This is a genomic window from Loigolactobacillus bifermentans DSM 20003 (genome assembly GCF_001434575.1).
Taxonomy (GTDB): Bacteria; Bacillota; Bacilli; order Lactobacillales; family Lactobacillaceae; genus Loigolactobacillus; species Loigolactobacillus bifermentans.
Window position 1 is genome coordinate 1 of record NZ_AZDA01000084.1, and the last position, 13,721, is coordinate 13,721.

The 13,721-nt window shown below is 42.8% G+C and carries 10 protein-coding genes and 1 CRISPR repeat array; of the genes, 2 read left to right on the plus strand and 8 right to left on the minus strand.

The genetic code is table 11. The annotated features are described in order from the left end of the window. Positions 1 to 301 precede the first annotated feature (301 nt). From FC07_RS09315 to FC07_RS09335, 5 genes are all read right to left on the minus strand, one after another. A complete protein-coding gene (locus FC07_RS09315) occupies positions 302 to 886 on the minus strand; it encodes a hypothetical protein (protein WP_057904834.1) in 585 nt (194 codons plus the stop codon). A gap of 45 nt (positions 887 to 931) precedes the next feature. Next, positions 932 to 2,107, minus strand: coding sequence for a PDDEXK-like family protein (locus FC07_RS09320; protein WP_057904835.1), 1,176 nt, complete (start codon positions 2,105 to 2,107; stop codon positions 932 to 934). 702 nt (positions 2,108 to 2,809) lie between these two features. Next, positions 2,810 to 5,097: a CRISPR direct-repeat array (repeat unit 28 nt; unit sequence GGATCATCCCCGCTGGTGCGGGGAATAC). 260 nt (positions 5,098 to 5,357) lie between these two features. Continuing rightward, positions 5,358 to 6,023 carry a type I-E CRISPR-associated protein Cas6/Cse3/CasE gene (cas6e, locus tag FC07_RS09325; RefSeq protein WP_057904836.1) on the minus strand — a complete coding sequence of 222 codons (666 nt, stop codon included), beginning with the start codon at positions 6,021 to 6,023 and terminating at the stop codon, positions 5,358 to 5,360. Positions 6,024 to 6,804: 781 nt separating this feature from the next. Further along, entirely contained in the window at positions 6,805 to 9,645 is a 2,841-nt protein-coding gene (locus tag FC07_RS09330) for a DEAD/DEAH box helicase (protein ID WP_057904837.1), read from the minus strand. Then, positions 9,635 to 10,057, minus strand: a complete 423-nt coding sequence (locus tag FC07_RS09335) for a (deoxy)nucleoside triphosphate pyrophosphohydrolase (protein WP_057904838.1) — start codon at positions 10,055 to 10,057, stop codon at positions 9,635 to 9,637. Before FC07_RS09335 ends, FC07_RS09330 begins: the two co-directional genes overlap by 11 nt. Before the next feature lie 157 nt (positions 10,058 to 10,214). Here FC07_RS09335 and FC07_RS09340 point away from each other — a divergent pair, with 157 nt between their 5' ends. Next, positions 10,215 to 10,859, plus strand: coding sequence for a hypothetical protein (locus tag FC07_RS09340; RefSeq protein ID WP_057904839.1), 645 nt, complete (start codon positions 10,215 to 10,217; stop codon positions 10,857 to 10,859). Further along, on the plus strand, positions 10,852 to 11,100 hold the full coding sequence (locus FC07_RS09345; RefSeq protein WP_057904840.1) for a hypothetical protein: 249 nt from the start codon (positions 10,852 to 10,854) through the stop codon (positions 11,098 to 11,100). Before FC07_RS09340 ends, FC07_RS09345 begins: the two co-directional genes overlap by 8 nt. A 462-nt stretch (positions 11,101 to 11,562) precedes the next feature. Here FC07_RS09345 and FC07_RS09350 read toward each other — a convergent pair whose 3' ends face one another. The 3 genes from FC07_RS09350 to FC07_RS09360 are packed head-to-tail and all read right to left on the minus strand — an operon-like array spanning position 11,563 to position 13,695. Then, positions 11,563 to 12,330 (minus strand): DUF6339 family protein, encoded by a 768-nt coding sequence (locus FC07_RS09350; RefSeq protein WP_057904841.1) that lies wholly within the window; start codon positions 12,328 to 12,330, stop codon positions 11,563 to 11,565. Further along, complete coding sequence (locus FC07_RS09355; protein ID WP_057904842.1) at positions 12,330 to 13,196, minus strand: hypothetical protein; 867 nt, start codon at positions 13,194 to 13,196, stop codon at positions 12,330 to 12,332. The genes FC07_RS09350 and FC07_RS09355 overlap by 1 nt, the downstream gene beginning before the upstream one ends. Beyond that, a complete protein-coding gene (locus FC07_RS09360; RefSeq protein WP_057904843.1) occupies positions 13,180 to 13,695 on the minus strand; it encodes a hypothetical protein in 516 nt (171 codons plus the stop codon). The genes FC07_RS09355 and FC07_RS09360 overlap by 17 nt, the downstream gene beginning before the upstream one ends. Positions 13,696 to 13,721: the final 26 nt, after the last annotated feature.

A 13,721-nucleotide genomic window follows, 5' to 3' on the forward strand; every position in this document is an offset into this window, starting at 1 on the left:
TGGTCCAAAATTGTGCGGTATGCCGATATTAAACCTCGTATGAATAATTCGGGTTATAAGTCCTTTTCATACGATCTATAAACCTCTCACACTTACAAATATTTAATTTTGTATGCACCTATCATTTTAAAATCAATCACGCTTAAAACATAGCATCATTTAAACAAATAATCATTGGCTACAGAATATTGTATTCCTTCAATAACGTTAATACGCCTAAAATAATGGCTATTGTAAATAAGGTAACAGTTACCCGCCGTTTCGTTTCTACACGCATTATTGATCACTCCCAACTAACACCTTACCTTTTTGACGTATAGGTGCCATCCTGATTTTCATAACCATTTTGAACCGCCCATTGGTGCTGTTTTTGATTTGTTTCGTACTGAACATTTGGATCGCTTTCATAATGACCATCTGAATTTTGCTGGTACATCATATGGCCATCATCAGTTTGTGACGAATACGTTGCCCAGTTTCCTGATTGGCCTTGTTGTGTGGTTGTCTTTTGTGACTGCATACTACGTTGTGGCTGAACTTGTTGTTGGCTGCTCTGCTGACTAACACGACTTACCTGCGACTGACTAGCTACAACAGACTGGGATTGACTAGCTACAACAGACTGGGATTGACTAGCAGATGTCACTTTAGCCTGACTGACGGATGCCGCCTTAGCTTTTGATTCACTGGCAGCTTTGACCTTAGCCACTCGTTTAACCTTTTTTAAAGAGGCCACTTTAGCTTTTGACTCAGACTGTGCTTTGGCAACCTGTTCTGACTTTGCTGACGCAGCACGATGACCAGACTTTATCACTTGACGGTTACCACAAGCTGCCAAGGAAAAACTAGCAAGGACAAGTATTCCAAATTGAATTCTCTTTTTCATAACCTTATTTTTTCTCCTCCAACGGCTGGTACTTCACGATCCGTCCTACCAATCAGTGATCACCTGCAAAACTTCTGCTTGCGTGTAACTGTCGTCAGCCGCAATGTCTTCTGGGGTTTTGTTGCCATTGACAAAGTACACTTGCCACTTTTTATTAAGGGTGCACCAGCTGGTTTTAGCTGTGGCTGGCCGGCCTTTGGTGGCGGCGAAAATTTCATTAATGTGCGTCACCACAGCTAGTTGCTGGTCAATGAGCCGAAAAGGCAGCTCTAGCACCAGTTTATTGCCGCGGGTCTTTCTGAATTGCCAAAAATATGGGCTGCCACTGGACCAGGAATTCATTTCAGCGGTTAACGGAAGCACGTCCGCAAACAACTGATCCATGTTAGGCGTGCGGAAGCGCACGTAAGTATGACCGCCATCTGTAACCACCATGCTGACCCTTGAATCTGTTTGTTGCAGCTGTTGCAACGCCGCCAACACGTCATCATGCAAAGTGGTAGCCTCGTCAGGTCGATTGGCAATGATCAGATCCAGCGCCTGTTTGTATTTGCTGTAAATAGTATCCACAGTTGTTTTCAATTCTTCGTCATTCATCACATTCACCCTTAGCGTTTCCAAATAATCCTGCATATAAAATTTTTCACGACCAGCCGGTATTTGCGGCAATAATTCACTGATGATCTGATAAATATCGCTGTGGGCCAGTGGCAACCACGCCGTATTTTCAGGGTCATCCGCGTTAACCGTTAAATAAATCAAGACCACCCGCTGAGGATCGGCGGCCGCAGCTAACGCCAAATCACGGTATCGGTTGAGCTGATCATCATGTTGACCGGTGAATAATTTATTTTCAATCACCGACACCAGCCGCTCATGTTGTGACTGCATAAAAATATCCATGTGGTCCCGCTCTCGTTCAACGGTAAAATCAGAAAAGTCTCCCAGCATAATGTCCAGCGGGCTGAGCGGTAAGTCCTGCCCATTTTCAACCAACTTCAGCAGTAGCTGCTTCCCCATGGCGTCTTTCAAAACAGGCTGCGCACTAGGATCTAGCAACCACGCCAGAAAATTACTATGGCGAATTTCCGCGCCGCTAATGCCTAGCACATCAAAAATATTGGTACTACTTAACCACGGTTGTAGTTGGGTTTTGATTTCAGTTTTCAACCCCAGCACCAGCTCGGTCAGGTCTTGTTCATTTGTTTTTCCAGGTTTCATTTTAGGCCTTCTTTAGCCTAGGTTTGCCTTCAATTTTAAAGATAAATTGGCCACGGGACAATGGTTCATTTTAAACTATCAGGTAACATTTGAAAAATATGAAACATGGCTTGCCTATAATGGCTATCTCTGCGCTACAAATCATTTTTTTAAATTACCGTTTCTTCAAGAAATTGGACCCTTTAACCTGTGAAAAAAGTCAAAAAAGTATCGTACATTCCTGTTTAAGAATAGAAATGTGCGATACTTTTTTTGCGCCGCGCTTTAATAATTATACAAATTAGCAATGGTCAAAATCATCCCTACTGGTACAGGAAATATTGTTCGACAGTCATGTCATGCACAACAAAAGCGAGATCACCCTCGCTGGTGCGAGGAATACTTTTAAAAGCTTAACAATATCACTTGATGTTAAGGATCACCCCCGCTAATGCAGGGATTAACAATTAAACCAATATTGTGTATCACACGATTGCTCTGCTCGTGTAGGAAGATACTTTAATTAATATACTACCACAGATGTTCAAACAATCTAGCTCCCAGCAGATACAGAAATACTCATATGCATTGTTAATGATTGATATTTTGCCCTTGATGTAGGGAATACATAATAGCAAATTTACAGACGTCATCTTTTTGAGAGAGCACTCTCAATAGTACGGAAATACAAGACGGAATGAGCACTGAAGTCACCTCTAAGAGGAATCGCCCCCGCTGATGCGGGGAATACTTTGAAGGTTTTCAAAATGGACATGTTGAAGTAGGATCATCCCCGCTGGTGCGGGGAATACCGAAACAGGTAAGCCTACAAGGGGCCAAGGATAGGATCATCCCCGCTGGTGCGGGGAATACACTTGCGTTACTTCATAGACAAACAACAGATAAGGATCATCCCCGCTGGTGCGGGGAATACTATTCTTTGATTTGGCTATCAGTCCACTGTTGAGGATCATCCCCGCTGGTGCGGGGAATACCCAATCTCTTCGACAAAGTTCTCAAGATACAGAGGATCATCCCCGCTGGTGCGGGGAATACCAGCTGATAGCGTGTAAGTCGTGTCTGTAGTGTAGGATCATCCCCGCTGGTGCGGGGAATACACCTGTAGCAGCTGATTCGGGGCCACATAGACGGGATCATCCCCGCTGGTGCGGGGAATACGCAATTGCGTCATCTTCAACCAGTTCTAAGTTGGGATCATCCCCGCTGGTGCGGGGAATACGCGCTTGCAGTTCCAACTCGCTCGACCTGACCAGGATCATCCCCGCTGGTGCGGGGAATACTTGTCGCCATATGCTGAAATGATGCCGATTTTAGGATCATCCCCGCTGGTGCGGGGAATACAATGCCGACACGATGGCGACTGATGCATTAACAGGATCATCCCCGCTGGTGCGGGGAATACCCGCCGTCGGTACGAAGAACACTACACAGCTGGGGATCATCCCCGCTGGTGCGGGGAATACTTAAGGCCGGCGACATTCCGACTAAGGCTGAATGGATCATCCCCGCTGGTGCGGGGAATACATTTTTTTCGCGCCTGGCGTCCAGTCCGCTTGAGGATCATCCCCGCTGGTGCGGGGAATACACAACCAGGGCAATGGCTATGGGCTTGCACCAAGGATCATCCCCGCTGGTGCGGGGAATACGCGGTTGCTATGAGTGAGCCGCTAAAAGACATGGGATCATCCCCGCTGGTGCGGGGAATACCCACAGGGTCAGGCAAAGTACTAACCGGGATTGGGATCATCCCCGCTGGTGCGGGGAATACAATACGATACCTGAGGCGTTTGGCTGGTTGTTAGGATCATCCCCGCTGGTGCGGGGAATACTTTACCCTGACGCCCCTCAACAATGACCTGGTCAGGATCATCCCCGCTGGTGCGGGGAATACTTGTTTCCCATTTTTAGGTAAGTCATAAATTAAGGATCATCCCCGCTGGTGCGGGGAATACCGCTTTTTGTGAAGCGCCCTCACTTGCTGACAAGGATCATCCCCGCTGGTGCGGGGAATACCCGTCTGTAGCATCTGGCGCATAAATAATCTGGGGATCATCCCCGCTGGTGCGGGGAATACAAGCAAACACCGCTGATGGTCAAGCAGTAATTAGGATCATCCCCGCTGGTGCGGGGAATACAAACATCGAACGTTGAAGATTCTTGCCCATGTGGGATCATCCCCGCTGGTGCGGGGAATACTCTGTTGAGAATGTCTATAATCCTAATGGTACAAGGATCATCCCCGCTGGTGCGGGGAATACGGGAGAGATTGAAAATGGGACTATTAGATAAGAGGATCATCCCCGCTGGTGCGGGGAATACACAGACTTCTAAAGAAAGTAGGTTATCCGTTGAGGATCATCCCCGCTGGTGCGGGGAATACATGCTCGTGATGAAGAATTCCCGGCAACTTATAGGATCATCCCCGCTGGTGCGGGGAATACAATGGGCTACAAACCAGAGAACGGTCGCATATAGGATCATCCCCGCTGGTGCGGGGAATACGCCCTTTGGATTGGATAACCACCAGTTGAATCAGGATCATCCCCGCTGGTGCGGGGAATACCAAACATCATCGGGTCTTCACGTAGCGGTGTGAGGATCATCCCCGCTGGTGCGGGGAATACCATCAGTGGCAATGCTAATTGAATCACAATCCAGGATCATCCCCGCTGGTGCGGGGAATACCGAATTGTAGCCATCGTATAAATCGCCGTTGTGGGATCATCCCCGCTGGTGCGGGGAATACTTGCCACCTTCAATTGCTCGTAACTTCGGCATAGGATCATCCCCGCTGGTGCGGGGAATACATGCATTACAGCAACATTACTAGCATTTACGTGGGATCATCCCCGCTGGTGCGGGGAATACATAAGAAAGCAGAAGAGAACTTAAAGAAACAGAGGATCATCCCCGCTGGTGCGGGGAATACTATCTGATAAGACTAAGCAGTTTTTGACGGATGGGATCATCCCCGCTGGTGCGGGGAATACACTAAAAGTATCCCATTAAATCAATACTTTTAAAATAGCAAAAACTGTTTTTTCATCAACTTCATTGTAAGCTCTAACATAACTATTGCATTCCACAGGATAAAGACGTTTATTTTTTGACACCATATTCTCTCACAACCACTCTAAGATGATAGTTATTTATGAATTTATTTTTAATTAGCACTGAATCTGAAATATCTTTGATTTACCTTAGCTCAAAATACTTTGGCTTTGCAGCACCGATTTGTTTACCCATAATGTTATACGGTCGCTATAACAGTCATTAGTCCCATACCAAACGCTTTCTCACGACCTAAGCCTTTGATAAGCGTACCCTTAAATGCTGTTAAATCTTGAACTTGCAACAAACCTTCAAACACAACTCGACTTAAGTGCACACCATGTCCTGTTTTGCGATGTAACATCGGATAATCCCGACTGACCACATCAAAAACAAAGCCGTCCACTTCATCTATTGCTGGCTGTTGCCAAACAAGTTTAAAACCGGCTGCCTGTGCTTTTTTGATTAACCATTGACGTTGTCGTGCAATCGTCACACAAGGATAGATCCGACCGCGCTTTTGACCTGGTCGTGGCGCAGTATAGCTCGGATTAGCAGTTAGTCTAAAGCGCATGATATCACCTATTTTAATAGTATCCAAAAATTGGTCATAGGATTTAGTTGTCGCCGTACCTAAAACACCATATTTTTCTAACTGTCCTTTGTTGGGTTCATTTTCACTTAACACCAATAAATAATTTTTGCCAGTCAGCTGATCAAGACGCCACAAATGGCGCCTGCGTTCGCCATGATTGATTTCATCTGGAAAACCTTGCTCAACCCAGTTGTGATAAGCCCCTAAATGGGTGAAATTCTTAAGCTTTTGCCGATTTTTAGTGTCTATTTCGACTCTTGACAAATACATTGCGCAACTCCTTCCTGTTATCAGTTACCTTTTCAAACTCACGGTAACTGATAACAATCACCAGATTCACTTCTTTTCCCCATAAAACAGTTATTTGTTTTGATAAAGTATTCAAATTATCGCCTACTTTATCTTCATATACGCTGTACTGTTACTATAACTTGTTGTTAGTTTTAATAATACCACAAAACTTATTTTCAATCATAATATAATTATGTCAATTTTGCTGGGGATGATGCCTGCTTAATAAATACTGATGGACACGTTTAGTTGCCATAGAATTTAAATCTCAAAATAAAATAGAAAGTCAGTATGCTTCGGCTTACTTAGAAAGGCTCGACTATACAAAAGAGCACCTAAAAAGTGCCATAAAAGATGATTACCAACACTTACCATCAGATTCAATCTAGTCGCTATTCTTACTGAATAAGTCACGGTATTCTCACTTCGCCATTTTATCATTGGGTTGATCTTCTGTTTCTTGCTATCACATGTCTATAAATGGCTTTCTTTATAATACTTGAATGTCAAAATTCAAGTGATACTTACAATTTTATCTTGTGTGCGTCAAGCTACTTCTAGTTTTCGACTAAAGCCTTTTTTCACCCTACAAGTAAAACTTGTGGTTTATTTTTTACAAAAATATAAAAAGAGTCCCGATCTCAGGATACAAGATTAGGACTCTTTTCTGATACTATCGTTTAGCGCTTAAATCAATACTTTCTATTTACTTAGCAAATGAAAATAGCACCATAACTGAACATTATCAGTTTTCACCCCTCTACTTCTCAAACAACAAATACTTATCAAACTGCGCAGCATCCACCAACCCCAACTGGAACTTCACAATCGGTTCAGTCTTCCCATCCTTCACCTGGAAGGTTTCTTGTTGCGCATCTTGCACAGTGACATCCCCAAAGTAATAAAAGCCACTGCCTTCATCATCATTTTTCTTGATGAATAGCTTCAACGTTGTGCGCTTATCGAGAATTTGGACGATTTCTTTGGAATCCAATTTGGCAGGATGGCGAGTATACCACTGGAAGGTACTGGTGTTAATAAACTGATCTTCATAATTAATATTGGCGTCTACATCGTCAGCTTTGGCATAGGTGACAAAAATGGGGCAGGTGCCTTCTTTAATCCGATAGCCGTACAGTGTGGAGCTGCTATCGGTTTGCCAGCCTAGCAGTCGGCAAACATCTTTGCGCGTGTAGCGTTTGTACAGCATCAGCTGCTGTGTTTGATCATAGCGTTTTGATCGCAATAAGCCTGCCTTAATCGCATCCATGAATAGGCGTTTAAAATCGCCATTTTCTGCTAAATGGGTGCGAATAATGGCGTTAAACCGGTACTGATTGTCCACAATTTCCACAATCGGCTGGTTACCGTACTTAGCCTGATTGGCTTTGGTGAAAAATGCCAATGAGAACACCCGTGCCACCGAGTTCATTACCGTTTGATCATGAAATACTTGCTGGGCCGTTAAAAATTCTTCAAACCTCACCTGACCAATATAGCCTTCAAGTTCCAGTAACTGCTGCAACAGCAACAATTCCACACTGCGCTTGCCGTTCATTAATTCAATGGACACAAAGCTTAGCACCCGCTCCTCATCAATCGTCAGGTGCATGTCCTCTTTCATTTTCACTAAAAATTGATAGTAATTCTGATACTTATCGGCAAATACGGTACAGTCTACTGTGCCAAATTCCTGAAAATCCGCTAACAATGGCACCCGACCAAGACGCCCTTTTAAATCTTGATAGTCATCCCGTAACTGTCTCAACGTATTCAACGATGTGTCATTAATGGACTGATAAATCCGCTCTTTGGCAATTTTTGAAAAGTTCACCGTGGACACACCGGAAATTTGACGCAGTTCCAAGTCGTCACGGGCACTGTCTTTATTCCGCGATTTATCGCCTGTGAGTGCAATGGGAATTAAATAGTTATTTTTATAGTTGCCAATAAAATCAATCACCGTCACGTAGTCCTTGTTTTTAAACTTACGCAAACCACGGCCTAATTGTTGAATAAATACAATGCTGGATTGGGTATTGCGTAACATCACCACTTGGTTCACACAAGGAATATCAATGCCTTCATTGAAAACGTCGACAGTAATAATATATTCAATTTGCTTGTGTTCCAATTCACGCACAATCGCATCCCGTTGCACTTGTGGCGTCGCGCCGGTTAACGCTTTGCTGGGATGGCCTTTTGCCGTTAGCGCCGCTGCTAAGGCCTGGGCTTCCTCCGTGCGACTACAAAAAATCAACCCTTGTAGTGCAGCGCCAGAATAGCCGTAGTAATCCGTTTGCTGAAGAATATAGGTCACCCGCTCTTCTGACACCAACCACTTTAGCTGACTGGTGTCGTCACTAATTTCACCATCTCGTTCATAATCCGTAATACCGATATAGTGAAACGGGCACAACATGTCTTCGTCTAGCGCCTTTTGCAGCCGAATTTCATAGGCAATATTGTAATCAAACAATTCATACAAATTAAATGCATCTGAGCGTTCCGGGGTGGCAGTCATCCCCAACAAAAAGTTCGGTGTAAAATAAGCCAACACTTTTTGATAGGTCGGTGAACCGGCACGATGGGCTTCATCCACCAAAATATAATCAAACTCACCAGGATCAAATTGCTGCAACCAATCGTCTTTAGCAATGGTTTGAATGGTGGCAAATAAATACTTCGCTGACGTATTCTTTTGGTTGCCTGATAACTTGCCAAAGGCCGCATCTGGTTCCCCTAACACCTTTTTAAAGCTAGCAATTGACTTATCCAAGATTTGTTCCCGATGAACAATGTACAAAAATTTGCGGGGCTTGTAATTGGCCACATCAAAGGCCGCTAAATAAGTTTTCCCAGTCCCAGTCGCCGAAATCACCAACGCCTTTTCCTCAGACTGTGCCCGTACCTCAGCCAATCGCGCCAATGCTTCTTGCTGCATGGCATTAGGGGTAATTGCCGTGTAAGTCGCAGTGGCCTCGGCAATTTGTGGCTGCACCAGCGGCTGATACTGTTGCTGATAGTTATTGATCCAATCAGCCGTCAAAGGCGTGGCCTTCTGCCAAGCATCTTCAACTGCGTCGACTAACTGTTTGGTGACGGTACCATTTTGATAAGACGTAAATTTCACGTTCCATTCATAATTGTCCGTTAACGCTTTTTCGGTCAAATTAGAACTACCAATAATGGCGGACTGATAATGATCTGCCTCATGCTCAAAAATGTAACCTTTCGCATGAAAATTGTGCATTTCCGCCAAACGCACTTCCACATTTTTTAGCTTTTGTAACTCTTGAAAAGCTTTCGGCGCATTAAAATTCAAATAATCAGAGGTTAAAATGCGCCCATGAATACCAGCTTCAGCTAAATCAGCGAGCTTCACTTTTAACGTGGTCAGCGCACCTTCCGTCAAAAAAGCAATGGCAAAAATAAACGATGAGCAGTTGTCCAATTCCCGCTCAATATGCAGCAACATCGAGTCGCCTTCACGATTATAAATAAACTGCGGCATCATGGCTTCTGTCCCCGTAACACCGCGTTCTACAAAACCGTTGGTGAGAGAATCACTAATTTGTTGTTGCGTCTGATTAAGCTTCATCAAATACCACCTGACTTAAATTGGCCTGGGTAATTGCCGCAACCGCGGCCTGATCAGCATCGGCCCATTGCAAGTCGTTTAACTGAGTCTGGGTAGTCCATTTCACTTCACTGTGGGCAATTAAATCAAAGTGATGGGTCTGAAATTGCGCATAGTACACCGTTAAATTCACCACACCAAAATCATACTCATGACTACTAGTTGCCGTAACTCGCGGCCCCACCACGATCTCATCGTTGAACTCCTCTTCTAACTCCCGCTTTAACGCTTGTTGTGGCGTTTCTCCTGGTTCAATTTTGCCACCTGGAAACTCCCATAACGTACCTAATACCCGATCGTCGTTGCGCTTGGTGGCCAAGATTTTGCCATTTTCCAGGAAAGCAGCGCCGACGACGTTGATTTGTTTTTTCATTCGTTAAACCTTCTCACTGTATTTAAATCATTACTTTAATTTTAAGGATACCGCAGTGATTGATCAACGATTAATTGTTGGGCTGACACAAAACCAACTATCGCTTGCGTAATTTATCAATAGACGGGATGAAAAATCAATTATAAAAGGAGGACACATGAATCGTTTAAAATTAAAGGCTGGCATCTTTGCGATTTGCATAGGCTTGGTTGTTGGCCACTTACTAGGCCCACTGCCGCCATCGGTGAGCGCCTTTAGCACACAAAACTTGCAAAGCAATCTCATTTGGACTAACATCAAAGAACTTAGTACCGTAATCGGTGGCTTGGTTGCTGTTTTTACCTACTTTCGCAATAGCAACTCACGACGAGAAGATGTCGCCTTGCAGAAATTCAGCAACACCATCGCGGCGGAAAATTATTTTCACCATGAATTTGCACTTACCATCGACAAATCGATTGCACAGTATGAAACACTGCTGGTTCACAATGGTTACTTCATCACTGAAAATGAAATTATAAAGAACGCTGCTGTTCAGCAAACCGTTCAAAGCATCAATTTCAGTCAATACTTTAAAACACTAAACCGGTTAGCAGCCTACCCATACTATCATGAAGTTAACGACAAACAACTTTATAGTAGTATCGCTGATGACATTCAAAAACTAACTGACATTAAAGGCTTTACCATTGTGCAACAAATGTTCAGTGAAAATCACACCATGAATAATTATCAAACTATGATCGCTGATGCACTACATTACTTGGAATTGGTGAATGAAAGGAGAGCTCGGCATGACTAACCTATCAAAAGACCATTACACTGAAAAAGACTTAAAATTCAAGCCGCGTGATGAAAAGGAAAAACAAGAAATTCTGGCATGGCTGAACAATCCGGCCGTTAAAAACACTGCCTTTAAGAAAGAAATCGCTGAAATCGGCCCAATCGCAAGTAGTGCTTTAAGTACAAAAAAAGTTCGAGAACAATATCGTAAAACGAAAATTGGCTATCCAAAGATTTATGCGCCACACTATAACTACTAATTAAATTGATCATCCTGTCTTAATGACAAAAGCACTGTAACCTCAAAAACTCAGGGATTACAGTGCTTTTCAAGTAACAATTTGAGTTGTACCTATTATGGCCCTTTAAACTAGGGATTCCAACATTCAATTTGTGGCTGGGCCATAATTACTCATTTTGGTTTGCGCACCGCACCCAGCCGATTTTGAATCTATCTGAAAAAGAACAAAATCAGCCTCTAACGTGCGCCATAATGCAGCCTTCTCCGTTTAGCTACAAAATAGGGTAGAACTCAAAATTCAGAGTTCTACCCTATTTTTGGCTAATACTCGAAGACTGACCGCATTATGTCCCACCCTCTATTCTGTATGATCAGGGTCATTGACACCTGATGCAAGTTCCGAATTGAGTACAAAAGAGCTACAGGAACAATATCGTAAAGCTAAAGTCGGCTACCCACGGATCTATTTGTCACATTATAATTATTGATCTCGCTGACTTAACTGCCGCGGCAAACCATGCAGCACCATCTGTTTAACTTCCGCTCGATCAAGAAAATCTAATAATCGAATGCCACCCACTAAATTCATTATCTTGTTGGCTTCAGTGAATGCTTTACGATTTTGCTTGATCACACCCTGCTCAATCAATTCAAAGACCGCATCAAAAATACCCATTCTAATTTGTTCGTTATCAATCACATTACTAGATGAAAGTGCCACAAAGTTGCCTCGAAATTCCGTCTCGGTAAAAGCGCGTACAAAGTGGTATGGCTCATCACTTTGTGCATCATACATCATCTGACCAATCCACCACAAAGAGGACAAATTATTGATCGCCAACGCTCGCTTTTTACCATTTATTGAAAATACGGACCGACTTTTAATGGATTGCGCCTGTTTACCTACTTTATAATTCATTAATTTCAAAATTTTCAAATGATAAGCCAAGAAATCTGTATTTTCTAGCGCAACCCATACCCTTGGATCAGCGGCTTCAACAGGATTCAAGTGTTTCAACTGTTCATGTAATAGTACAATGTTTTCAAATGAATAGTCATATTCATTTTTTTCAGGCAATTTCAATTCTTGATAATCATATGTTTTTGATGTGCGAATCAAGTTCTGCTTTTGAGCCATGAGTTGATCAATGTAGGTTACATTTTGAAGTTTATAGAAATTACCGAAATCCACATCAAAATTCGTATCAAAGGTATCTAAAAATTTATTTGTCACGATTGGAATCTGCATTAGTCTTCCTCCACAGTAAGTGCATTAAAGGCTTTAATAATGGGACCACTTAAGATCTGTTGCGCAACAATGATTGATGACGCGTTCTTCAGACTGTCTTCCGTGTAATGTAGGCCTTCATAAATATAGGTCATTAATTCCTTATACCACAGGTAATCGCTATCTGACTCATTAAATTTAATGTCATCAACGGCGCTTATCAAAGCCGGTAACAGTAATGCAACATTAGCCAATTCCATTTCTTTTGCGTTTTGTAATTGACTATAAACAGCGTACGCCGCTTCCGGAAGTTCGACTCGAATCACATCACTATCCAAATTCACATTGAGCAATGTTGCTTCAGACTTTGCAACTTTAATCAGTGTTTTGGGGCCACTTGCAGCAAGGTCCTGCATTTCTAATTGAATTTCAATGCTTGGTTCAAAAGCTAGAATATCGCCTCGACTTAAATTTCGAACACAATAGTTACTACCAAACATATCTGGATTAAAACCCGAGTTCCGATATTCAGCGATCGCTTTATTGGCAACAATCATCACCGTTAAATCAATTGTATCCATCATTTTAGTTGAATCAATTTCAAAACGTAATGTATCTCTCGCTTCTGGAAATTCAGCGATTTCTCTAAACGATGTTAGGCCACTTTCAAAGTGTGCAACCACCTTCGCATCCCCACGATTAATAAGCTGCTGTAAATCATCATTTTTAAGTTGATATTGTATGATCAACTCATGCTGTGAGACCCCAATTAAGTTGTCAGTCACACTAACCCCAAAAGAATTGCCTGCTAAAAAGTCGCCTGCCATATCCGTCAAATTGTTTGAACTTAATACAGGATATGGAAAAGCGTTATCCCTTAATTTCATAAGTTTTCCCTCCTAAACGAACACGTGCATTAAACCCAACCTTGATGATGCCAGAAATCACTTGATTTTTCTGGACGTCTTTTAACAATAGACTTGAATCAGAAAGTAATGCCGCATTTCCCAAAGTAAATGACATGATACCCACATTTTCATGAGCACCGTTTTCACCAGTTACCTGAAATTCAATTTCAAGTCGTTTACGATTTTTTGCAGACTGAATATTGATGCGATATTCCCCAATTTCAGGATTAATCTCAATCAATCTAACATTAACATCCGTTAATTCAGCACCACGCTTCGCAACACCACGTGACTTTTTAGGCGTCTGATGTGCCTCACCTTTAGACTCCCGACGCTCAGAACCACGTACTTTCTCTGATCCGTCACTCCCCTCACCAAACACATCACCAATAACTTGCGTTTCTTTCTTTTTAGCGCTTAAAACTTTGCGTTTTGGATTATATTTTTTGATCGCGCGTTTTATAATCAAGTTAGCCAAATACTTTTAGCTAATTGATAAAATAA

What these genes read in the sequence shown, in the direction of transcription:
- FC07_RS09315 (WP_057904834.1), bottom strand. Translation starts at nt 886, where the DNA reads ATGAAAAAGAGAATTCAATTTGGAATACTTGTCCTTGCTAGTTTTTCC.
- FC07_RS09320 (WP_057904835.1), bottom strand. Translation starts at nt 2,107, where the DNA reads ATGAAACCTGGAAAAACAAATGAACAAGACCTGACCGAGCTGGTGCTG.
- cas6e (WP_057904836.1), bottom strand. Translation starts at nt 6,023, where the DNA reads ATGTATTTGTCAAGAGTCGAAATAGACACTAAAAATCGGCAAAAGCTT.
- FC07_RS09330 (WP_057904837.1), bottom strand. Translation starts at nt 9,645, where the DNA reads ATGAAGCTTAATCAGACGCAACAACAAATTAGTGATTCTCTCACCAAC.
- FC07_RS09335 (WP_057904838.1), bottom strand. Translation starts at nt 10,057, where the DNA reads ATGAAAAAACAAATCAACGTCGTCGGCGCTGCTTTCCTGGAAAATGGC.
- FC07_RS09340 (WP_057904839.1), top strand. Translation starts at nt 10,215, where the DNA reads ATGAATCGTTTAAAATTAAAGGCTGGCATCTTTGCGATTTGCATAGGC.
- FC07_RS09345 (WP_057904840.1), top strand. Translation starts at nt 10,852, where the DNA reads ATGACTAACCTATCAAAAGACCATTACACTGAAAAAGACTTAAAATTC.
- FC07_RS09350 (WP_057904841.1), bottom strand. Translation starts at nt 12,330, where the DNA reads ATGCAGATTCCAATCGTGACAAATAAATTTTTAGATACCTTTGATACG.
- FC07_RS09355 (WP_057904842.1), bottom strand. Translation starts at nt 13,196, where the DNA reads ATGAAATTAAGGGATAACGCTTTTCCATATCCTGTATTAAGTTCAAAC.